20 protein-coding genes and 1 riboswitch are annotated in these 18,145 nt (G+C 73.3%); of the genes, 15 read left to right on the top strand and 5 right to left on the bottom strand.

The genetic code is table 11. From position 1 onward, the window contains the following. Nucleotides 1-77: 77 nt before the first annotated feature. The 3 genes from ASG59_RS15925 to cobU are packed head-to-tail and all read right to left on the bottom strand — an operon-like array spanning nucleotide 78 to nucleotide 1,915. Complete coding sequence (locus tag ASG59_RS15925; protein WP_082494264.1) at nucleotides 78-782, bottom strand: hypothetical protein; 705 nt, start codon at nucleotides 780-782, stop codon at nucleotides 78-80. Then, on the bottom strand, nucleotides 783-1,385 hold the full coding sequence (gene cobO / locus ASG59_RS15920; protein WP_055878723.1) for a cob(I)yrinic acid a,c-diamide adenosyltransferase: 603 nt from the start codon (nucleotides 1,383-1,385) through the stop codon (nucleotides 783-785). Beyond that, the gene (gene cobU / locus ASG59_RS15915) at nucleotides 1,382-1,915 is read right to left on the bottom strand and encodes a bifunctional adenosylcobinamide kinase/adenosylcobinamide-phosphate guanylyltransferase (protein WP_244475729.1); all 534 of its coding nucleotides are present in this window, start codon (nucleotides 1,913-1,915) and stop codon (nucleotides 1,382-1,384) included. The genes cobO and cobU overlap by 4 nt, the downstream gene beginning before the upstream one ends. An 86-nt stretch (nucleotides 1,916-2,001) precedes the next feature. Continuing rightward, a riboswitch (cobalamin riboswitch) is annotated at nucleotides 2,002-2,198 on the top strand. Nucleotides 2,199-2,235: 37 nt separating this feature from the next. Between cobU and ASG59_RS15910 the strand changes: the two genes are divergently transcribed. The 10 genes from ASG59_RS15910 (at nucleotide 2,236) to cobJ (ending at nucleotide 12,054) form a co-directional block, all read left to right on the top strand. Then, a complete protein-coding gene (locus ASG59_RS15910; protein WP_055878730.1) occupies nucleotides 2,236-2,412 on the top strand; it encodes a CbtB-domain containing protein in 177 nt (58 codons plus the stop codon). A gap of 36 nt (nucleotides 2,413-2,448) precedes the next feature. Beyond that, entirely contained in the window at nucleotides 2,449-3,183 is a 735-nt protein-coding gene (locus tag ASG59_RS15905) for a CbtA family protein (protein ID WP_055878733.1), read from the top strand. After that, nucleotides 3,176-3,565, top strand: a complete 390-nt coding sequence (locus ASG59_RS15900) for a DUF1636 domain-containing protein (RefSeq protein ID WP_055878736.1) — start codon at nucleotides 3,176-3,178, stop codon at nucleotides 3,563-3,565. The genes ASG59_RS15905 and ASG59_RS15900 overlap by 8 nt, the downstream gene beginning before the upstream one ends. Continuing rightward, the gene (gene cobW, locus ASG59_RS15895; RefSeq protein ID WP_056410004.1) at nucleotides 3,562-4,596 is read left to right on the top strand and encodes a cobalamin biosynthesis protein CobW; all 1,035 of its coding nucleotides are present in this window, start codon (nucleotides 3,562-3,564) and stop codon (nucleotides 4,594-4,596) included. Before ASG59_RS15900 ends, cobW begins: the two co-directional genes overlap by 4 nt. Before the next feature lie 92 nt (nucleotides 4,597-4,688). Next, nucleotides 4,689-5,195: a hypothetical protein gene (locus ASG59_RS15890; RefSeq protein ID WP_210168513.1), complete on the top strand. Its 507-nt coding sequence runs from the start codon at nucleotides 4,689-4,691 to the stop codon at nucleotides 5,193-5,195. Next, complete coding sequence (gene cobN, locus ASG59_RS15885) at nucleotides 5,186-8,590, top strand: cobaltochelatase subunit CobN (RefSeq protein WP_056410095.1); 3,405 nt, start codon at nucleotides 5,186-5,188, stop codon at nucleotides 8,588-8,590. The genes ASG59_RS15890 and cobN overlap by 10 nt, the downstream gene beginning before the upstream one ends. Next, complete coding sequence (locus ASG59_RS15880) at nucleotides 8,587-9,870, top strand: hypothetical protein (protein ID WP_056409999.1); 1,284 nt, start codon at nucleotides 8,587-8,589, stop codon at nucleotides 9,868-9,870. The genes cobN and ASG59_RS15880 overlap by 4 nt, the downstream gene beginning before the upstream one ends. Then, on the top strand, nucleotides 9,867-10,511 hold the full coding sequence (locus ASG59_RS15875; protein ID WP_055878748.1) for a precorrin-8X methylmutase: 645 nt from the start codon (nucleotides 9,867-9,869) through the stop codon (nucleotides 10,509-10,511). Before ASG59_RS15880 ends, ASG59_RS15875 begins: the two co-directional genes overlap by 4 nt. Further along, nucleotides 10,511-11,299, top strand: a complete 789-nt coding sequence (locus tag ASG59_RS15870) for a precorrin-2 C(20)-methyltransferase (RefSeq protein ID WP_056280195.1) — start codon at nucleotides 10,511-10,513, stop codon at nucleotides 11,297-11,299. Before ASG59_RS15875 ends, ASG59_RS15870 begins: the two co-directional genes overlap by 1 nt. Continuing rightward, entirely contained in the window at nucleotides 11,296-12,054 is a 759-nt protein-coding gene (gene cobJ, locus ASG59_RS15865) for a precorrin-3B C(17)-methyltransferase (RefSeq protein WP_056280199.1), read from the top strand. Before ASG59_RS15870 ends, cobJ begins: the two co-directional genes overlap by 4 nt. A 182-nt stretch (nucleotides 12,055-12,236) precedes the next feature. On the opposite strand, the gene ASG59_RS15860 is transcribed toward cobJ, so the two are convergent. Beyond that, nucleotides 12,237-12,977: a cobalt-precorrin-6A reductase gene (locus tag ASG59_RS15860; RefSeq protein WP_056280202.1), complete on the bottom strand. Its 741-nt coding sequence runs from the start codon at nucleotides 12,975-12,977 to the stop codon at nucleotides 12,237-12,239. Between the two features lie 14 nt (nucleotides 12,978-12,991). Between ASG59_RS15860 and ASG59_RS15855 the strand changes: the two genes are divergently transcribed. The 4 genes from ASG59_RS15855 to ASG59_RS15840 are packed head-to-tail and all read left to right on the top strand — an operon-like array spanning nucleotide 12,992 to nucleotide 16,711. After that, entirely contained in the window at nucleotides 12,992-14,221 is a 1,230-nt protein-coding gene (locus ASG59_RS15855; protein ID WP_056280205.1) for a bifunctional cobalt-precorrin-7 (C(5))-methyltransferase/cobalt-precorrin-6B (C(15))-methyltransferase, read from the top strand. Further along, nucleotides 14,200-14,625, top strand: coding sequence for a cobalamin biosynthesis protein (locus ASG59_RS15850; protein WP_056280208.1), 426 nt, complete (start codon nucleotides 14,200-14,202; stop codon nucleotides 14,623-14,625). Before ASG59_RS15855 ends, ASG59_RS15850 begins: the two co-directional genes overlap by 22 nt. Beyond that, on the top strand, nucleotides 14,622-15,404 hold the full coding sequence (gene cobM, locus ASG59_RS15845; protein ID WP_056409997.1) for a precorrin-4 C(11)-methyltransferase: 783 nt from the start codon (nucleotides 14,622-14,624) through the stop codon (nucleotides 15,402-15,404). Before ASG59_RS15850 ends, cobM begins: the two co-directional genes overlap by 4 nt. Next, the gene (locus tag ASG59_RS15840; protein WP_056409994.1) at nucleotides 15,401-16,711 is read left to right on the top strand and encodes a cobyrinate a,c-diamide synthase; all 1,311 of its coding nucleotides are present in this window, start codon (nucleotides 15,401-15,403) and stop codon (nucleotides 16,709-16,711) included. Before cobM ends, ASG59_RS15840 begins: the two co-directional genes overlap by 4 nt. 131 nt (nucleotides 16,712-16,842) lie before the next feature. Here the strand turns inward: ASG59_RS15840 and ASG59_RS15835 are convergent, their stop codons facing one another. After that, nucleotides 16,843-17,307 (bottom strand): helix-turn-helix transcriptional regulator, encoded by a 465-nt coding sequence (locus ASG59_RS15835; protein WP_082528797.1) that lies wholly within the window; start codon nucleotides 17,305-17,307, stop codon nucleotides 16,843-16,845. A 493-nt stretch (nucleotides 17,308-17,800) separates the two neighbouring features. Between ASG59_RS15835 and ASG59_RS15830 the strand changes: the two genes are divergently transcribed. Then, nucleotides 17,801-18,136, top strand: coding sequence for an antibiotic biosynthesis monooxygenase (locus ASG59_RS15830; RefSeq protein ID WP_055878772.1), 336 nt, complete (start codon nucleotides 17,801-17,803; stop codon nucleotides 18,134-18,136). Nucleotides 18,137-18,145: the final 9 nt, after the last annotated feature.

The raw sequence follows: 18,145 nt of genomic DNA, 5'->3' as shown, positions 1-18,145 counted from the left end.
GGGTTCTCATCGGGTCGGAGCCGGGGATGCCTGGACGTGGCGTGGAGCGGGCTGGCGTAAAAGCCTGTGCGAGCGTCTCATCGGGGCGTCCCGGCACAGGCGGGATCGGTCGGACGCTCGGCCCGGCGGAAGGCGAGGATCGCCGCACCGTAGGTCTCGACCACCTCGGAGAAGGGCACCCGTTCGGCGGTGAACAGCACCGCACGGTGGCTGAACAGGCGCTCGGGGATCGGCAGCATCGCGCAGGTCGTGGGCGGCACGGGCGCCTGGTCCCAGCCCTCCGGCAGCGGCCGCCACAGGATGTCGGCCGCCACGGTCTGGCGCGTGGTGCCGAGCGCCTGGACGACACGGCCGAACGGCGTGTCGGTGGTGTCGAGGAGGCGGTTCATCTCCGGCGTCAGCCGCTCGGGCACGTACCAATTGTCCGCCTCGGAGAGGAGGTGGTCGCCGCAGGCGAGGCGGACGCGCCGGTGGCGCAAGGGCGTGTCGGGGGCAATGGCGAGGCGCTGGCGGGTCTCGGGCGTCGCAGGCACGTCGACGCCGCGCTCCAGGCGCGCCGCCAGGACCGGGCGCGATGCCATGCCGTGCTCGGCGCACCAGCTTTCGAGGGTCGTGGTGGCGCTCCGGGCCGCGAGCAGGCGGGCGTTCAGGGTCTGGACCACCGCCGTCGCCTCGACCCGGCCGAGGTAGCTGTCGGGCCAGGGCCCGCCCGGCTCCGAACGGACGCCGGGCGTGTCCACCACGACGAGGAGGGCGAACGCCCCGGCAACGATCCGCCGCATCTAGAATTCGATTCCCGCCTGTGCCTTCACGCCGGCCGAGAAGTGGTGCTTCACCACCGTCATCTCGGTGACGAGGTCGGCGGCCTCGATCAGCGCCGGCTTGGCGTTGCGGCCGGTCACGATCACGTGGAGGTCGGGCCGGCGGGCCTGGAAGGCCGCGATCACCTCGGCCAGCGGCAGGTAGTCGTAGCGCAGGGCGATGTTGAGTTCGTCGAGGACGACGAGGCGGATGGTCGGATCGGCCATCAGGTCGAGCGCCTTGGCCCAGGCGTGCTCGGCGGCGGCGATGTCGCGGGCCTTGTCCTGCGTCTCCCAGGTGAAGCCCTCGCCCAGCGTATGCCAGGCGATGCGGTCGCCGAAGGGCCCGAGCGCGTGCTTCTCGCCGGTGTCCCAGGCGCCCTTGATGAACTGGACGACGCCGACCCGCCAGCCATGGCCGAGTGCCCGCAGCATCAGCCCCAGGGCCGCCGTGGTCTTGCCCTTGCCGGGGCCGGTGTTGACGATGAGGAGCCCCTTCTCGATCGTCTTTTCGGCCACCTCCGCGTCCTGGACGGCCTTGCGCTTCTCCATCTTCTCGCGATGGCGGGTCTCGTCGTCGGTCATGTATCGGCTCCGGCTTGCGGTTTCACGATCATCGGCAGGCCCGCCACCATGAAGACCACACGGTCGGCGCGCGCCGCCAGACGCTGGTGCAGGCGCCCGGCCTCGTCGCGGAAGCGGCGGGCCAGGGCGTTGTCCGGCACGATCCCGAGGCCGACCTCGTTGCCGACGAGGACGACCGGGCCGGGCGCCGCCGTGCAGGCCTCGACCAGGGCCGAAACGGCCCTCGGGATATCGGCCTCCGACAGGATCAGGTTGGTCATCCACAACGTCAGGCAATCGACCAGGACCGGGCCGGCGGCCGCCGCCACCGCCTCCGGGAGATCGATGGGCGCCTCGCGCGTCGTCCACTCCGACGAGCGCCGCTCCCGATGCAGGGCGATCCGCTCGCGCATCTCGTCGTCGAAGGCCTGGGCGGTGGCGAGGTAAAGCCACGGCGCCGGACAGGCCTCGATCAGGCCCTCCGCATGGGCGCTCTTGCCCGAGCGGGCACCGCCCAGCACCAACGTCATCCGTGAAAGAGCCTGCCGCATCGACGCTCCTTAACCCGAAACCGGCCGCGCCGGTCAAAGAAGCGCGAATACGGCCGGGGGCGCGTTGTAAGCGGCGGCGCGGAAGCGTAGAAGGCGAGATGGACGGTGCCCCGGCGACGGGGTGAAAAGGGAATGCGGTGAGAGGGGACACCCTCGATGCCGCGGCTGCCCCCGCAACTGTAAGCGGCGACGTGCCTGCCATCGGCCACTGGAGCGATCCGGGAAGGCGGTGGGCATGCGAGACCCGCGAGCCAGGAGACCTGCCGTCCACCCGCATTTCCTCGAACGCCGCCGGCGGGGCGGCCGGAGACCGTGACACGATGTCGACCAGCACGCTGACCCTTGCCGGCACCCGCACCACCGAGCGCCTCGGCGCCGTCCTGGTGGCCGCCTTCCTCGGCCTCGGCCTCGTCTTCATGGCGGGCTTCGCCCCCTCGATGACGCTGCACAACGCGGCCCACGATTTCCGGCACGCGCAGAACTTCCCCTGCCACTAGGCCGTCCCCTCAGGGACCGTTGAAGGCAGCATTCCCATGATCATCCGACTCCTGTCGGCGGCCCTGGTCGCCGGCTTCCTCGCGGCCGTCGTGGCCACGGGGCTTCAGCTCACGTTGACCTCGCCGCTGATCCTCGCCGCCGAGCGCTACGAGACGCAGGCCTCCCACGAGGCTCCGACCTCCCTCGTCGTGCGCGTCCACGCCCATGGCGACGGCCATTCGGCGACGGGGCAGGCGGACACCGCCTGGGAGCCGGCGCCCGGCTTCCAGCGCATGGCCTTCACCGGGCTGGCCACATTGGTGGGCGGCGTCGGCTACGCCCTGCTGCTCGGTGCGGTCCTGCTCGCCTGCGGCCGCGAGCCGACGGTGGAGACGAGCCTCGGGTTCGCCGTCGCGGGCTTCCTGGCGGTGTCCCTCGCGCCCGCCCTCGGGCTGCCGCCGGAGCTTCCGGGCATGCCGGCCGCTCCCCTGGAGACGCGCCAGATGTGGTGGGTGATGACGGCGCTCGCCACGGCGGTCGGGCTCTACCTCATCGCGATCCGGAGGGTGCCGATCACCATCCTGGGCGGGCTGGTGCTGATCGTCGCGCCGCACCTGGCCGGCGCGCCCGACACCGACCACACGGCCTCCGCCCTGCCGGCGGGATACGCGGCGCAGTTCGCCGCCCGCTCGCTGGGGATCGCCTTCGTGTTCTGGGCGGTGATCGGGCTCGCCTTCGCCTACGCCTGGTCGACCTTCGGCCGCGGCCGACCGGAAGTCGCCCGTGGCTGAGGTCGTCCTCTACGTCTGCACCACCTGCCGCACGGCGGGTGATGCCACCGAGCCGCGCGCCGGCGCCCGGCTGCTGACGGCCCTGCGGGAGGCCGCCGCGACCGACATCGTCCGCGTCGAGGGCGTCGAATGCCTCTCGGTCTGCAAGCGGCCGTGTACCGTCGCGGTGGCCTCGCAAGGCCGCTGGACCTACGTCTACGGCGACCTCGACCCGGTGTCGTCCGCGCGGACGATCCTCGACGGCCTCGGGCTCTACGCCGAAACGCCGGACGGGATCGTGCCGTGGAAGGCGCGGCCGGAGGTTTTTCGCAAGGGCGTCGTCGCCCGCATCCCGCCGTTCCCGCCACCCGGCGGCCACCCCCTCTCGGACGCCGCCGAATGAGCATCGTGCCAAAAATTCCCTGCACCATCGTCACCGGCTTCCTCGGGGCCGGCAAGACGACACTGGTGCGCCACATCCTCGAGAACGCCGGCGGCCGGCGCCTCGCCATCGTCGTCAACGAGTTCGGCGACATCGGCTTCGACGGGTCGTTCCTGGCGGCCTGCGGCATCGAAGGCTGCGGCGACGAGGACATCGTAGAACTCGCCAACGGCTGCATCTGCTGCACGGTGGCCGACGACTTCGTGCCCGCCCTCAACAAGCTCCTCGACCGGGCCGATCCGCCCGAGCACATCCTGATCGAGACATCCGGCCTGGCGCTGCCCAAACCCCTGGTCCAGGCGTTCCAGTGGCCGGCGATCCGTTCACGGGTGACCGTCGACGGCGTCGTCGCCGTGGTGGACGGGCCTGCCGTCGCCGCCGGGTTCTTCGCCGACGATCCGGCCGCACTGGCGGCGCAGCGGGCGGACGACGCCAGCGTCGACCACGACAATCCGCTCGAAGAGGTGTTCGAGGACCAGCTCCTCTGCGCCGACCTCGTGATCGTGAACAAGGCCGACCTCCTCGACGAGGCCGGCCGGGCCTCGGTGCGCGCCGAGATCGAGCGCCACCTGCCGCGCGCCGTGAAGATGGTCGAGACCGAGCACGGCCGCATCGACCCGGCCGTGCTGCTCGGGCTCGGTGCCGCGGCCGAGGACGACCTCGCCTCCCGCCCCTCGCACCACGGCGACGGCGAAGACCACGACCACGACGACTTCGACACGGTGGCGATCCCGGTGCGGGCCAGCGCCAGCGCCGACGACCTCGCCCTGCGCGTCGCCCGCGCCACCGAGACCGCCGGCGTCCTGCGCATCAAGGGGTTTGCCGAGATCGCCGGCAAGCCGATGCGCCTCGTGGTCCAGGGCGTCGGCACCCGCGTCAGTCACCACTACGACCGGCCCTGGCGCGGCAACGAGCCCCGCGACGGGCGCCTGGTGGTGATCGGCCTCAAGGGATTCGACCGGGACGCGGTCACCGCCGCGCTGGCGGGATAGGGTCGGCCTCGTCCAAGCGGGTTCGCGTCGGCAGGCCGACGCCTCACCCTGCTCAGGTTCGTGGTCCGTCGCAGGTTTTCGGCGCAAGACCGGTGACCGCTTTCGCGAAGCCCGCTGAGGGTCATGGCCGTGATGGACACGTTGTCGGGATGTTGGATCGCAGCACGCAGCCGATGAGCATCGAAGCGGTCTTCGCCTGGCAGGAACGCCAGGCGGACTGCTGCGGGCTCGTGGCCGGCGCCCGCGACGTCCACGCCGACATCGTCGCCGTGCTGCGCGACGTCCGGCGCGGCAGCGGTTGGCATCCCTTCACCGGCGACGGCAGCGTGGAGACGCTGGCCGGACGGATCCGGCGCCCGGATGCCGGCGTCGATTGCGGCGCGCGCGGCGCCGAGGTCACGCCGTGGTCGCGCGACGGTGCCGGCACCTGGGTCGAGGCGCGTGGTGCCGGGCTCGATCTCGATCGACGGGCTCGGCATCGGCTGGGCGGTCGCCGACCTCTACGACGGCGCCGCCTCTCCCGCCCGGCCGCGCCGCATGCAGGACGAGGAGCCGGGTGCCACGCCCGGCCCGTCCGCTCGAGCCGGCCATGCATCTGATCCGCATCGACACGGTCTCCCTCGACGAGGGCGAGGCGGCGATCGACCTCGGGCAGGCGCCCGGGGACATCGTCTTCCTGTCGTTCACCGATTCCGACCTCGTCGGCGTGGCGGCCGCGCATGCGGCAGAAGCTTCCGAGTCGCGAGGGGGCTTCCCCACCCTGCGCCTCGCCAAGCTCGCGCGGCTGCGCCACCCGATGTCGGTGGACCTCTACGTCGATGCGGTGATCGCCAAGGCGCGGATGGTGGTGATCCGCTGCCTCGGCGGCCTCGACTACTGGCGCTACGGCGTCGAGCGGGCGGCGGCCGCCGCCCGTGCCAACGGCGTCGCCCTGGCGGTGCTGCCGGGCGACGACAGGCCGGATTCCCGGCTCGACGCCTTCTCCACGGTCGCGCCCGAGGTGGCCGGAACCCTCGACGCCTATTTCCGGGCGGGCGGCGGTGCCAACCAGCGCCGGATGCTGCGCCGGGTCGCGGCCGAGATCGGCTGGTCGATCACCGCGCAGCCGCCGGAGCCGCTGCCCCGCGGCTTCCTGTGCTGCCCCGGCTGCGGCCCCGTGTCCTTCGAGCATGCCCGCGACGTCGGCCGCAGCCCCTTGGCCGAGCTTTCCCAGGGCGCGCCGCCCCTGGCGCTGCTGCTGGTCTACCGCTCCGCGATCCTCGGCGGCGACGGCGGGCCGGCCGCCGTGCTGGCCTCGGAACTGGGCGCGCGCGGCATCGCATCCCTCGCGGTGGCGGTGTCGAGCCTCAAGGACCCCGACGCACTGGCGCCGCTGCGCGAGGCCATCGCCCGGCACAAGCCCGACGTGATCGTGGCGGCCACCGCGTTCTCGGCCCGCGAGGACCGGAACTTCGTCCTCGACGCGGCCGATTGCCCGGTGATCCAGGCCTTCACCATCGGTGCCCCGCGGGACGCCTGGGCGGCCTCCGCCCGGGGCCTGAGCGCCTCGGACCTCGCGATGCAGGTGGCGCTGCCGGAGTTCGACGGACGCCTGTCCGGCTTCCCGATCTCGTTCAAGGAAGAGGCGCCGGAGGTCGAGGGGTTCGGCGAGCGCCGGGCCCGGCCGGATGCGACCGGCATCGCGGCGCTGGCCGACCGGGCGGCGGCCTGGATCGGCCTCGCCCGCAGGCCGCGACCCGACCGGCGCCTCGCCCTCGTCCTGTCGGACTATCCCGCCCGCGGCGGCCGGGCGGGCTTCGCGGTGGGGCTCGACACCCCGGCGAGCGCGCGGGCCATCGCCGCGACCCTGCGGCTGGAGGGCTATTCGGTCGGCGACCTGCCCGACGCCGAGGCCCTGATGCACGGCCTCACCGAAGGCCCGCCCGACATCGCCGTCCCGCTGGCCGCCTATGAGGCCTGGCTCGCCGGGCTGCCGGATACCCTGCGCGCGACCCTGGACGCCCGCTGGGGCAGGCCGGCCGACGACCCGTCGTGCTCGCACGGTGCGTTCCGGTTCCGCTCGGTCGACGCCGGCGCCCGGCCGGGGCCGACCCTCGGGACGGCGACGCCCCGCGGCGGCCTGACCGTCTTCCTCCAGCCCGACCGCGGCCGGTCGGCGGATCGCAAGGCCGGCTACCACGACCCCGACGAGCCGCCGACCCATGCCTACCTCGCGTTCCACCTCGGCCTGCGCACCCGCTTCGACGCGCTGATCCATCTGGGCACCCACGGCACCACCGAATGGCTACCGGGCAAGGCCGTGGCGCTCTCGCCCGCATGCTGGCCGGCCCTGGCGGTGGGCGCGCTGCCGGTGGTGTATCCCTTCATCGTCGACGATCCCGGCGAGGCCGCTCCGCTCAAGCGCCGGCTCGGCGGCATCGCGCTCGGCCATCTCACGCCGCAGACGGTGGAGGCGGGCCTGACGCCGGAGGCCGCGACCTTGCGCGAACTCGTGGAGGAATACGCCGGCGCCAGCGTCCTCGACCCGCGCCGGGCCGCCATCCTCAGCGCGACGATCCTCGAGGAGGCCGAGAGCGCCGGACTGCTGGCGGGGGCCGGCATCGACGCAGACACGCCGATGGCCGACGCGCTGGCCGCGCTGGACGCGCATCTGTGCGACCTGTCCGAAGTCACCACCCGCGACGGGCTCCACGTCTTCGGGCAGGCGGCGCCCGAGGCGAGCGAGGCCGTGGCGGCCTGCGCGACGGCCGAGCGGGCGGGGCTGCTCGCCGCCCTCGACGGCCGCTTCGTTGCCCCGGGACCGGCGGGCTCGCCCTCGCGCGGGCGCAGCGACGTGATGCCGACGGGACGCAACCTCACCACCCTCGATCCGCGCGCGCTCCCGACCCGGTCGGCCACCCTGCTCGGCACCAGGGCCGCCGCGGCGGTGGTGCTGCGCTACCTGCAGGACGAGGGCGAATACCCCGCCCGCATCGTGATGGACCTGTGGGCCTCGCCCACCCTGCGCACCGGCGGCGAGGACATCGCCCACGCGCTCGCCCTGATGGGGGTGCGCCCGACCTGGGACCATGCCTCGACCCGCGTCACCGGCTTCGAGGTGTTGCCGCTCGCCATGCTCGACCGGCCGCGCATCGACGTGACGGTGCGGGTCTCGGGCGCGTTTCGCGACACCTTTCCCGAGACGCTGGCGCTCCTCGACAGGGCCGCCCGCGCGGTGGCGGACCGGGAGGAAGAGGACGACGAGAACCCGCTCGCCGCCGCCCGGCGCCGCGGCGAGGCCCCCGCGCGCATCTTCGGTGGCGCGCCCGGCCGCTACGGGGCCGGGGCCGGCGAGCGCGCCCTCGACGGCGCCTGGGACCACCGCGACGACCTCGGCCGCGCCTATCTCGACGCCACCACCCATGCCTATGGCGGTGCCGAAGACGCCCCGGACGACGGCTTTTCCGACCGGGTCGCCAAGGCCGACGCCTATGTCCACGCCTTCGACGTCGCCGAGCGCGACCTGCTCGATGGGGACGCCGCGGTGGAGGCGATGGGCGGGTTCGCCGCCGCCGCCGCCCTCAAAGGTGCGCAGCCCGCCCTCTACAGCCTCGACGTCTCGAAACCCGAGACGCCGCGCGCCCGCACCGCCCGCGAGGATGCGGCGCGGCTGATCCGGGGCAAGCTCGCGCATCCGGCCTGGATCGCGGCGCAGTTGCGTCACGGGTACCGCGGCGCCCAGGAACTGGCGCAGGGGGTCGACGCGGTGTTCGTCCTGGCCGCCACCACCGACGCGGTCGCGCACGCCGACCTCGACCGGCTCTACGGCGCCCTCATCGCCGACGACGAGACCTTCACGCAGTTGCGCGCCGCCAACCCGGCCGCCACCCGCGCGATCCTCGAACGCTTCGACGAGGCCCGCAACCGCGGTCTCTGGCTCTCCCGCCGCAACGCGATGGCCGCCGACGAACTGATGCCGGCCACAGCCGCGATCCTGCCCGAGGCGGCCGAATGACCGCCCGCCGCGCGCTGCCGCAGGCACCGAGCCGGCGCGGCTGGTGCCCGAGCCTGTCCCGGCCGATGCCCACCGGCGACGGACTCCTGGCCCGCGTCCACCCGCCACTCGGGATCCTGACGCCGGCGCAGGCGCGGGCGGTGGCGGAGGGCGCACGCCGGTTCAGCAACGGCCATGTCGACGTCACCGCCCGCGCCAACCTGCAGATCCGCGGCGTCACCGAGGACACGCGGGCACCGCTGGCCGCCTTCCTCGACGACGCCGGCCTCGGCGACATGCGCAGCGACGGCGGTCCGCAGCGGCTGACGTTGACGGCGCCCCTGGCGGGGCAGGCGGTGAGGGACCTCGCGCGGGCGATCGAGGCGATCGGGCTCGCCATCCCGGGATTGCCGGCCAAGGCGCTGGTGAGCGTGGAGGACGTGGCGTTCGTGGGCTCCGGAGACGGTGAGGCCGACATCCGCCTCTGCGTTCTCAACGACGCTACTGCACCCGTCGCGGAGAGGCGAGCCCTCCGGATCGCAATGGCATTGGCCGGCCCTGACGGCCCCGAATGGTTCACGGCGGCCGAGCCGCTGGAAGTGGCGGGCCTTGCGCTGCGGACCCTGGCCGCCAGTGGAGTGCGCCGGATGCGGGACCTCCCGGCGGGCGAGAGGAGTCGGCTGATCGCCGACCTCCGCCCGACGGCCGTGGCGACGCCCGCAGCCGCCGCGCCGAGGCTCCGCTGCGGGATCGGCGACCTCGGCGACGGACGCACCGCCCTCCTCCTCGACGCGCCCTTCGGCCGCTGCGATTCCGGCGCTCTGCATCGGCTCGCCGACGCGGCCAAGGCCCTGGGCAGCGACATCCATCTCTCGCCCACCCGGGGCTTCGCCCTCGCCGGCACGGATGCCGGCGCCCTGCGCCGGGCCCGCGATGTCCTGACCGGCTTCGTCACCGAGCCCGACGATCCGCGCGGGGCCGTCGCCGCCTGCCCCGGCGCGCCGGCCTGCGCCTCGGGCTCCACCCCCACCCTCGACCACGCGGCGCGGCTGGCGCAGGCGTTCGGCCCCTTCGCGGCACGCGGGTTGCGGGGGCATGTCTCGGGCTGCGCCAAGGGCTGCGCCCATCCCCAGGCGGCCGACCTGACCCTGGTGGGGAACGGCGGCCTCTACGGCATCGTGATCGGCGGCGCGCCCTCCGACCTGCCGGCGATGCAACTGACTTTCGAGGCGGCGCTGGAGCGTCTAAGGAGGGCCGACCCGGCCCTTCCCCTCGAACGGGCTTTCAGGATTCAGCCATGACCGCGCCGACCCATTCGCGCGTCGATTACCTGCGCGACGGGCAGGCGATCTATGCCCGCTCCTTCGCGATGATCCGCGCCGAGGCCGATCTCGCCCGCTTCCACGGCATCGCCGAGCGGGTGGTGGTGCGGATGATCCATGCCTGCGGCATGACGGACCTGCCCGCCGACGTGGCGATCTCGGAGGATTTCGCCGACTCCGGTGCCGATGCCCTAAAGCGGGGCGCCCCGATCCTGTGCGACGTGCGCATGGTCGCCGACGGCGTCACCCGGTCGCGCCTGCCCGCCGACAACAAGGTGATCTGTACCTTGAGCGATCCACGCGTGGCGGGCTTGGCCGCCGAGATGGCCACCACCCGCACCGCCGCCGCCATGGAGCTGTGGCGCGAGCACCTGCCCGGCAGCATCGTAGCCGTCGGCAACGCCCCCACCGCCCTGTTCCGGCTGCTCGAACTCCTCGACGAAGGCATCGCACCGCCGGCCGCCGTCATCGGCATCCCCGTCGGCTTCGTCGGCGCGGCGGAATCCAAAGACGCCCTGGCGCGCGACGGCCGTGTGCCCTTCGTCGTCGTCCACGGCCGGCGCGGCGGCAGCGCCATGACGGCGGCCGCGATCAACGCGCTGGCCTGCGAGGTCGAGTGATGGACGCGACCGAGCGGCCTTCGGTCCTGCCCGACGAGCCGCGGGCGGCCCCGCGCAGCGTCACCACCGGCACGCTGTTCGGCGTCGGCATGGGGCCTGGCGACCCGGACTACCTCACCGTGCGCGCCATGAATGTGCTGTCGCAGGCGCCGGTGCTCGTGCATTTTTGCAAGAAGGGAAAGCGCGGCAACGCCCGCACTATCGCCGATGCGGTGATGCGCGACCCCGCCCGCGAGTTCCCGCTGGTCTACCCCTACACCACCGAACTGCCGCCCGATCACGCCGAATACGTCTCCGCGCTCGCCGACTTCTACGATGATGCGGCCGGGCGCCTCGCCGACCATCTCAGCCTGGGCCGCGACGTGGCGATCCTGTCGGAGGGCGATCCGTTCTTCTACGGCTCCTTCATGCACCTCTGGCGCCGGCTGAAGGACCGCTTCCCGGTGGAGGTGGTGCCCGGCGTCACCGGCATGTCGGGCTGCTGGACCCGGGCGGGCACCCCCATCACCTGGGGCGACGACGTCCTCACCATCCTGCCCGCCACCCTCCCCCACGACGCCCTGGTGCAACGGCTCGGCATCACTGATGCCGCCGTCATCATGAAGCTCGGCCGCCATTTGCCGAAGGTGCGGCGCGCGCTCGCCGAGACCGGTCTCCTCGAGCGTGCGGTCTACGTGGAACGCGGGACGATGGCCGGCGAGAAGGTCGTGGCCCTGGCCGAGAAGCCCGACGACGTCGCCCCCTATTTCTCGATGGTGCTGGTGCCGGGCGAGGGCCGCCGGCCGTGACCGGCTCGGTCACGGTGATCGGCCTCGGCCCCGGCGACCCCCGCCTGCTGACGCAGGCGGCGCAGGATGCGCTGGCGCAGGCACAGGACCTGATCGGCTACATCCCCTACGTCGCCCGCGTGCCCGAGCGGCCGGACCTCGTGCGCCATGCCTCCGACAACCGCGTCGAGGTCGACCGGGCGCGCCAGGCCCTGGAACTCGCCGCCTCCGGCCGCCGCGTCGCGGTGGTCTCAGGGGGCGATCCCGGCGTCTTCGCCATGGCCGCGGCCGTGTTCGAGGCGGTGGAGGCGGGCGATCCGGCCTGGCGCCGCCTCGACATCCGGGTGGAGCCCGGCATCACCGCCATGCTCGCGGCCGCCGCCAGCCTCGGGGCGCCGCTGGGCGGGGATTTCTGCGCGCTGTCGCTGTCGGACAACCTGAAACCCTGGCCGGTCATCACCGCCCGGCTGGAGGCGGTGCTGCGGGCCGATTTCGTCGTCGCCCTCTACAACCCGATCTCCTCGGCGCGACCCTGGCAGCTCGGTGCCGCCCTGGGGCTCGCCGCCGAGATCCGGGCGCCCGGCACCCCGGTGATGCTCGCCCGCGCCGTGTCGCGCCCCGACGAGGCGATCCGGGTGCTGACCCTGGCCGAGGCCCGCGAGGCGTCGGCCGACATGGCGACGCTGGTCATCATCGGCGCATCCGCGACCCGGCTGATCCCGCGCGGCGACGGCGAGCGACCGTTCGTCTACACCCCGCGCAGCGTGCCGGCGTGAGAGCCATGCACGCTCGAAACCCTCCCCTCCCTGCGGGGGAAGGTGGCCCTCCCGTCAGCGAGGGTCGGGAGAGGAAGGCTCAGGTTCGTTCGGGGAGGTCGCTTGCCCCCCTCCCGCAGCGCATCCGCAAGGCACCCTCCCCCGCAGGGGGGGATGGGTTTCGCACGCGCGATGCGGCGCGTTCATCGCGTCGAAAAAGCTTCGATCCACGCCAGAGCCTGCGCCGCATCCGCAACCCGCGCCACCTCCGGCTTCTCGGGCTGGCGGACGATCACCACCGGAACAGCCAGCGCCCGCGCCGCGGCGACCTTGCCGTAGGTGGCCTCGCCGCCGGAGTTCTTGGTCACCAGCACCTCGATGGCCGCCTCGCGCATGAACCGCGCCTCGTCGGCCTGTGCGAACGGGCCACGGGCGGCGATGGTGGTGAGGCGCGGCACCGGCAGGGCGTCGCCCACCGGCTCGATGGTGCGCACCACGTAGTCGTGCTGGGGGGCCGCGGCGAAGACCGGCAGTTCGAGGCGGCCGACGGTGACGAACACCCGGCGCGGCACCGGCCCCAGGGCCGCAACGCAATCGGCCACGCTCGCCACCTCGGTCCAGAGGTCGCCGGGCCGTCGCGGCCAGGGCGGCCGCCGGACGGCCAGGATCTTGATGCCCACGCTCTGGGCGGCCACGGCCGCGTTCACGCCGATGCGGGCGGCGAAGGGATGGGTCGCGTCGACCAGGAGATCGGTGGCCTCCGCCCGCAGCCAGGCCGCCAGGCCCTCGGCGCCGCCGAACCCGCCGACGCGGGTGCGCACGGGCTCGACCCTGGGCGCCGTCGTGCGGCCGGCCAGGGACAGGGTGACGGCGTGCACGGTGCCCGCGAGCCCGGCCACCAGGGCGCTCGCCTCGCCGGTGCCGCCGAGGATGAGGATACGCATGCGGGCCTTGTTCCATGACCCATGAACCGCTGTCGAGCGTCGGCCCCTGGCTCGCCATCGTCGGGATCGGCGAGGACGGCCACGCCGGCCTCCACCCCGCCGCCCGCGCCGCCCTCGATCGGGCCGAGGTCGTCTACGGCGGGACGCGCCACCTCGATCTCGCCGCGCCGCTGACCGGCGAGGGACGGCCGTGGCCACGGCCGATCACCGACGCCTACCCCGAGATTCTGGCGCGGCGCGGCCGGCCGACCTGCCTGCTCGCCACCGGCGATCCGTTCCACTACGGCATCGGCGCCGAGATCGCGCGGCTGGTCGCTCCGTCCGAGATCGCCGCCTACCCCCAGCCCTCCGCCTTCAGCCTCGCCTGCGCCCGCCTCGGCTGGCCGCTGGCGGAGTGCACCTGCCTCACCCTGCACGGCCGGTCGCTGCCGCGGATCGTGCCCGCCCTGCAGCCGGGCGCCCGACTGCTCGTGCTGGCCTGGGACGGGACCACGGCGGCCAGCGTCGCCGCGCTCCTCGCCGAACGCGGGTTCGGCGATTCCCCCATCACCGTGCTCGAAGCGATGGGCGGCCCGCGCGAGCGGATCCGCACCGCGCCCGCCGCCCGCTTCGCGATTGCCGATATCGATCCGCTCAACACCGTCGCCATTGCGGTCGTGGGGTCCGCGCGGGCGCAGGTGGTCACCTTGAGCCCCGGCCTCGACGACGCCTGGTTCGAGAACGACGGGCAGCTCACCAAGTCCGAGATCCGGGCGGTGACGCTCTCGGCCCTGCGGCCGGCCGCCGGACAGGTGTTGTGGGACGTCGGCGCCGGGGCGGGCTCGGTCGCCATCGAATGGTGCCTGCGCCATCCCGCCAACCACGCCTTCGCCGTCGAGGCCAGGGCGGAGCGGGCCGCGCGCATCCGGCGCAATGCCGACCGCCTCGGTGTGCCCGACATCGCCATCGTCGCGGGCAGCGCCCCGGCCGCGCTGGCGGGTCTGCCCGAGCCGGACGCGATCTTCATCGGCGGCGGCGTCTCCGATCCGGCGATCCTGGCGGCGTGCCTGAAGGCCCTGCGTCCCGGCGGGCGGCTGGTGGCCAACGCCGTCACCCTGGAGGGAGAAGCCGCCCTGCTCGCGGCCTTCGCGCAGGAGGGCGGAAGCCTGCGCCGGCTGTCGGTGGCCCGGGCCGATCCGGTCGGCGGCATGCACGGCTGGCGCAGCGCGATGCCGGTGACGCAATGGGCCTGGACCAAGCGGTGACACACCTCGTCGCAGGCGTCGGCTTCCGCCACGCGACGCAACCCAAGGAGATCGCGGCGCTCGTCCGCGCCGCCCTGGAGGCGGCCGGCGCCGATCCCGGCGATCTTCGTGCTTTGGCCACCGCGAGCGACCGGGCCGGCGAACCCGCCGTCGTGCGGGCCGCCCGCCTGCTCGGCGTCGCCCTCGTTGCCATCGCGCCGGCCGACCTCATCGCGGTCGACGACCGGGTGCCGACCCGCTCCGCCAGGATCGCGGCGAGCCGAGGGGTCGGGTCGGTGGCGGAAGCCGCCGCCCTGGCGGCCGCCGGCGCGGGCGGGCGGCTCGTGGTGGCGCGCATGGTCGGCGCCGGGGCGACGTGCGCCCTGGCGTCGGTGCCGGTTTCGGGGCAAAGCCCGTCGCCATGACCATCCATTTCATCGGCGCCGGGCCGGGTGCGGCCGACCTCGTGACCGTGCGCGGGCGCGACCTCATCGCCCGCTGCCCCGTCTGCCTCCACGCCGGCTCCCTGGTGGCGCCCGAGATCCTCGGCTGGTGCCCGCCGGGGGCGCGCATCGTCGACACCGCGCCCCTCGACCTCGACGCGATCATGGCCGAATGCACCGCCGCCCACGCGGCCGGGCAGGACGTGGCGCGGCTGCATTCGGGCGACCTCTCGATCTGGAGCGCGCTCGCCGAACAGACCCGGCGCCTCGACCGCCTCGGTATCCCCTATACGGTGACGCCGGGGGTGCCCTCATTCGCCGCCGCCGCAGCGATCCTGCGGCGCGAACTGACCGTGCCGGGGGTGGCCCAGACCGTGGTGCTGACGCGCACCTCCGGGCGGGCGAGCGCCATGCCCGAGCGCGAACAACTCGCCGCCTACGCTGCCACCGGCGCCACCCTGGCGCTGCATCTCTCGATCCACGTCATCGACAGGGTCGTCGCCGAATTGACGCCCTTCTACGGCGCCGACGGCCCGGTCGCGGTGGTGTTCCGGGCCACCTGGCCGGACGAGCGCGTCCTGACGGGCACGCTCGCCACCATCGCCGCGCAGGTCGCGGCGGCCGGTCTCGAGCGCACGGCGCTGATCCTGGTGGGGCCGGCGCTCGCCGCCGACGGGTTTCGCGAGAGCGCGCTCTACGCGGCCGATTACGACCGGCGGTTCCGGCCCACCGCCACCAACCCGGAAGGCTTGGCGATATGACCCCCGGCCTCCTCGTCGCCGCCCCCCGTTCGAGTTCGGGCAAGACCACCGTCACCCTCGCGTTGATGCGCGCGTTGCGACGGCGCGGCCTGCGGGTCCAGGGCGCCAAATGCGGGCCGGACTACATCGATCCCGCCTTCCACCAGGCCGCGACGGGGGCGCCCAGCGTCAACCTCGACAGCTTCGCGATGCCGGACGCGCTCCTCGACGGCGTCGCGGATCTCGCCATGACCGACGCCGACCTCGTGGTCGCGGAAGGCTCCATGGGCCTGTTCGACGGGATCGTGGCGCAGGAGGGCGTCACCGGCGCCAACGCCGACATCGCCGCCCGCTACGGCTGGCCGGTGATCCTGGTGCTCGACGTCTCGGGTTCGGCGCAATCGGCCGCCGCGGTGGCGCTCGGCTGCGCCGCCTACGACCCCCGCATCCGCATCGCCGGCGTCATCCTCAACAAGGTCGCCAGCGCCCGGCACCGCCGCCTGGTGGAAGCCGGCCTGAGCCGGATCGGGATGCCGGTGCTGGGGGCCCTGATGCGCGATGCCGGCCTCAGCCTGCCCGAGCGCCACCTCGGCCTCGTCCAGGCCCGCGAGACCGGCGACCTCGACGCCCGCCTCGACCGCCTCGCGGATCTGGCGGAGGCCGGCATCGACCTCGACGCCGTCCTGGCGGCGGCGGCCTCCACCGGACTGCCGGGCGGCCCGACCGCCCTGCCCCGTCCACCGGGCCAGCGCATCGCGGTGGCATCGGACGCGGCGTTCTCGTTCCTGTATCCGCACCTGGAGATCGGATGGCGCCGCGCCGGGGCCGAACTCGTGGCGTTCTCGCCGCTGGCCGACGAGGCGCCCGGTTCGGATTGCGACGCCTGCTGGCTGCCGGGGGGCTATCCCGAACTCCACGCCTGCACCCTGGCCACGGCGCAGGGCTTCCTCGACGGGCTGCGTGCGTTCGCGAAGGACAAGCCGGTTCACGGCGAGTGCGGCGGCTACATGGTGCTCGGCCGCAGCCTGGAGGATGCCGAGGGTATCACCCACCCCATGGCCGGGCTCCTGCCGGTGGAGACCTCCTACCGCGCGAGGCGGCTGCACCTCGGCTACCGCGTCGCGACGCTGGTGGCCGGTTGCGTTCTCGGGGAGGCCGGGGCCCGGCTTGTGGGGCACGAGTTCCACTATGCGAGCGAGCTGACCGACGCTCCCGCGCGCGAAATCGCCCTCGCCGAGGCCACCGATGCGGAGGGCGTTCCCCGCGGACTGGCGGGCCACCGCGACGGCCATGTCACCGGCAGCTTCTTCCACCTGATCTCGGGGTAGGACCCCGCCGGACCGGACGAGGGCGCAAGCCGTCGCATTCTCTGGGCCGCGTCGTCGCGGCAGCGGCACCGAGGCGGGCCTCGATCCCAGGAATGGCTGAAGTCAGCACACGTCGGCGAAGGCCGGGCGGCTCAGGCGACGGCGTCGGGTTCCGGAGCGGGTGCCTGCGACGCGGCGGCCACGACGGCGGGGACGGCCACGGGCACCGCGGCCGCGGTGGCGGCGGGCTGCTTGCCCATCTTCGACGCGGTCCTCACCAAGGCGAGCACGTCGCGGCGCAGCTGGTCGTCCTCGATCAGGGCATAGGCCCGAAGCAGCTCGATCGCGCCCTGGGTCCCGAGGAAACCGAAGGCGTCGTTCTGGCTGCCGCCCTCCTCGTCCTCGAAGAAGGCCGTGACCGGAACCTCCAGCAGGCGGGCGATCTCGCGCAGGCGACCGGCTCCGACGCGGTTCTGGCCCTTCTCGTACTTCTGGACCTGCTGGAACGTCACGCCGACGGCCGTGCCCAGGGCCGTCTGGCTCAAACCGCGCGCCTTACGCAGCGCGGTGATCCGCAATCCAACCAGTCGGTCGACGTCCGTGGTCTGTTTAGGCATCGTCACTCGGCTCAGTCCGACTGTTACGCTGTACGCCGCCCCGGACCTCGTTGAGCGGGCGTCCATCCTTGATCGCGCTGCCGATCCTGGAGCCGTCCGCCGGTCATGATCCACCGGGACGGCTCGGGCGCAGGATTCTCGACACCACACCGGCTTTGGATAACGTATTGGAGCGCGATAGCAATCGCCTAGGGCGCATTGCCTCGCCATCCGCAAGTATCACGCACCCGAGCTTGACCACGAACGACCAACCTATGGCAAGTGCGCCCCACCGGGGAATCCTCGAAAGACGGGCGCAGGGACGGCAATGCTCTGCCTGGTAAATGAAGACCTTCAACAATCATCGACAGTCGTCGCCGTAGTCATCCTTATAAGCTCTCCGGTATCTCTGGGTCGACATCATGCCACATCCACCAGCGGCGACGCGTCGTGTTTCGGTCCGCGTCGCTTCGCCCTACCGTGGCCGCAGACCCAACCCAGGAGAGAAATTCCGATGTTCATCGCCATGAATCGCTTCAAGGTCGTCAAGGAATCGGCCGCAGACTTCGAGCAGGTCTGGCTCGGCCGCGACAGTCACCTCGGGGAGATGGCGGGGTTCGTCGAGTTTCAGTTGCTCAAGGGGCCCGAGCACGAGGACCACATCCTCTACGCCTCCCATACGATCTGGCGCTCGAAGTCCGACTTCGAGGCCTGGACCCGCTCCGAGCAGTTCCGCAAGGCCCACAGCCGGGTCCCCACCACCAAGCCGCTCTACGTCGGGCACCCGCAGTTCGAGGGTTTCGAGGCGGTCCAGACGCTCGGCCAATCGGCGTCCGACGCGGCCGCCTGAACGAGGACG

The organism is Methylobacterium sp. Leaf466, assembly GCF_001425565.1.
Classification (GTDB): Bacteria; Pseudomonadota; Alphaproteobacteria; order Rhizobiales; family Beijerinckiaceae; genus Methylobacterium.
This window is presented reverse-complemented; position numbering and strand designations above follow the sequence as displayed.

Excerpts from the sequence above, each read along its gene's own strand:
- ASG59_RS15835 (WP_082528797.1), bottom strand. The coding sequence starts at position 17,307 with ATGCCTAAACAGACCACGGACGTCGACCGACTGGTTGGATTGCGGATC.
- ASG59_RS15925 (WP_082494264.1), bottom strand. The coding sequence starts at position 782 with ATGCGGCGGATCGTTGCCGGGGCGTTCGCCCTCCTCGTCGTGGTGGAC.
- ASG59_RS15870 (WP_056280195.1), top strand. The coding sequence starts at position 10,511 with ATGGACGCGACCGAGCGGCCTTCGGTCCTGCCCGACGAGCCGCGGGCG.
- cobN (WP_056410095.1), top strand. The coding sequence starts at position 5,186 with ATGCATCTGATCCGCATCGACACGGTCTCCCTCGACGAGGGCGAGGCG.
- cobW (WP_056410004.1), top strand. The coding sequence starts at position 3,562 with ATGAGCATCGTGCCAAAAATTCCCTGCACCATCGTCACCGGCTTCCTC.
- ASG59_RS15905 (WP_055878733.1), top strand. The coding sequence starts at position 2,449 with ATGATCATCCGACTCCTGTCGGCGGCCCTGGTCGCCGGCTTCCTCGCG.
- ASG59_RS15840 (WP_056409994.1), top strand. The coding sequence starts at position 15,401 with ATGACCCCCGGCCTCCTCGTCGCCGCCCCCCGTTCGAGTTCGGGCAAG.
- cobU (WP_244475729.1), bottom strand. The coding sequence starts at position 1,915 with ATGCGGCAGGCTCTTTCACGGATGACGTTGGTGCTGGGCGGTGCCCGC.
- cobM (WP_056409997.1), top strand. The coding sequence starts at position 14,622 with ATGACCATCCATTTCATCGGCGCCGGGCCGGGTGCGGCCGACCTCGTG.
- cobO (WP_055878723.1), bottom strand. The coding sequence starts at position 1,385 with ATGACCGACGACGAGACCCGCCATCGCGAGAAGATGGAGAAGCGCAAG.
- ASG59_RS15850 (WP_056280208.1), top strand. The coding sequence starts at position 14,200 with ATGGGCCTGGACCAAGCGGTGACACACCTCGTCGCAGGCGTCGGCTTC.
- ASG59_RS15830 (WP_055878772.1), top strand. The coding sequence starts at position 17,801 with ATGTTCATCGCCATGAATCGCTTCAAGGTCGTCAAGGAATCGGCCGCA.
- ASG59_RS15910 (WP_055878730.1), top strand. The coding sequence starts at position 2,236 with ATGTCGACCAGCACGCTGACCCTTGCCGGCACCCGCACCACCGAGCGC.
- ASG59_RS15875 (WP_055878748.1), top strand. The coding sequence starts at position 9,867 with ATGACCGCGCCGACCCATTCGCGCGTCGATTACCTGCGCGACGGGCAG.
- ASG59_RS15860 (WP_056280202.1), bottom strand. The coding sequence starts at position 12,977 with ATGCGTATCCTCATCCTCGGCGGCACCGGCGAGGCGAGCGCCCTGGTG.
- ASG59_RS15855 (WP_056280205.1), top strand. The coding sequence starts at position 12,992 with ATGACCCATGAACCGCTGTCGAGCGTCGGCCCCTGGCTCGCCATCGTC.
- ASG59_RS15880 (WP_056409999.1), top strand. The coding sequence starts at position 8,587 with ATGACCGCCCGCCGCGCGCTGCCGCAGGCACCGAGCCGGCGCGGCTGG.